Origin of the sequence: Olleya namhaensis (assembly GCF_900114005.1) — a bacterium.
GTDB lineage: Bacteria > Bacteroidota > Bacteroidia > Flavobacteriales > Flavobacteriaceae > Olleya > Olleya namhaensis.
In genome coordinates, this window is sequence record NZ_FORM01000026.1 from 1 (window position 1) to 1,407 (window position 1,407).

A 1,407-nucleotide genomic window follows, 5' to 3' on the forward strand; every position below is an offset into this window, starting at 1 on the left:
TGTATTATACTGATATAGGTTGACCTTTTTTTGTTAATATTTTCTAGTTCAAAAGATTTTTTTTAGACGTTTAGAAGGTAAAAAAAATAGTTTGAACTAGGTCTATTCTTAAATCGTAAGCTCAGGTAAATTTACATTATTTTTTCGATAGGATTTGTATTTGATGTTTGGATTTAGATGTACTTCAGCAGGTTTTCTGAGATTCAGGCTAAAATGGGTTCTCAAATTGTTATAAATATACACCGCTTGTTGTGTCATTTTTTGTGCTAATTCAGTGTTTTTAATGTTTTGTTTTAGCCCGTATTCATATTTAAGAGTTCTGTTAATGCGTTCTGCTACTGCATTTTCGTAAGGATCGTATTGTTCAGTCATACTCATTGCAATTCCGTTGTCTTCAGCAAACTTTGTGTATTTGGGGTTGCAGTATTGGAAACCTCTATCTGAATGGTGAATAAGTTTTTGATTAGGATATTTTCTGTTTTTAATAGCCATAGCTAGCGCATCTGAGCAAAGCGATGTTCTCATATGATTATCAAGTTTGTAACCCATAACTTGCTTAGAATAGGCGTCTGTGACTAACGCTAGATAGTTGTGTCCGTTTTCTGTTTTAATATAAGTGATATCACTAACCCAGAATTGTTCCGGTCGATTAGGAACGTGGCCTTTTACAAGGTTCTTATATTTTTTGTACATATGGTTTGAGTTTGTCGTTGTGATGTAATTTTTAGTTTTTGGAATCAAAAGATTATTTAGTCTAAGGAAGCGATAGAACTTGTCTCGACCTATCTTGATACTAGCGTTAATAAAGTCTTTCTTTAACTCATTGTGTAGTTTTATTCCACCAGTTTTAGAGCCTACTTTTTTACGGTAGTCTTTAACCATTTTGATCATTTTTTGATGATCTATTTCTTTTTTCTGATGCGTTCTTAGTCTTTTGTAGAAGGCTTGTTTAGATATCCCAAAACATCCATAGAGCCATTTTCTTTTATACGCTGTTTTTTCTTTTGCTCTATCTCTTTTGCTAATGTTTTGGGTAATGACTTTTTTGACATATCGACTCCTGTAATAAGTTCCATGTCAGCGATAATGTCTTGTTGGAAGTCTTTTTGAAACTCAAGTTCTTCAATCTTCTCCTTTAGCTTTTTAATCTCATCGTTTTTACTCATACCCATGTTTTGTTGTACTAAGGTACTGTATTTTCTTAACCAATAAGAAATAGTTGTTCTAGGAATATCATATTTTTTAGAAGCTTGGTTGTTTGAAATCTGACCATTTAAGATTTGGTCAACGACTAAAAGTTTGGTTTCTAAAGTAGCTTTTTGATAGCTTTTTTTTAGCCAGTGTTCATTTTTTGTTTTCATAAGTGACTGTAATTAATTGCTTAATTTTTAGTCAACCTATTTCAGG

At 31.9% G+C, this 1,407-nt stretch carries 2 protein-coding genes; both read right to left on the reverse strand.

Features of this window, described 5'->3' with window-relative positions; all coding sequences use genetic code 11:
• Nucleotides 1-108: 108 nt before the first annotated feature.
• Nucleotides 109-1,038, reverse strand: a complete 930-nt coding sequence (locus BMZ09_RS15945) for an IS3 family transposase (RefSeq protein WP_143067850.1) — start codon at nt 1,036-1,038, stop codon at nt 109-111.
• On the reverse strand, nt 927-1,361 hold the full coding sequence (locus tag BMZ09_RS15950; protein ID WP_090842496.1) for a helix-turn-helix domain-containing protein: 435 nt from the start codon (nt 1,359-1,361) through the stop codon (nt 927-929). Before BMZ09_RS15950 ends, BMZ09_RS15945 begins: the two co-directional genes overlap by 112 nt.
• Between the last annotated feature and the right edge of the window lie 46 nt (nt 1,362-1,407).

What these genes read in the sequence shown, in the direction of transcription:
- BMZ09_RS15950 (WP_090842496.1), bottom strand. Translation starts at nt 1,361, where the DNA reads ATGAAAACAAAAAATGAACACTGGCTAAAAAAAAGCTATCAAAAAGCT.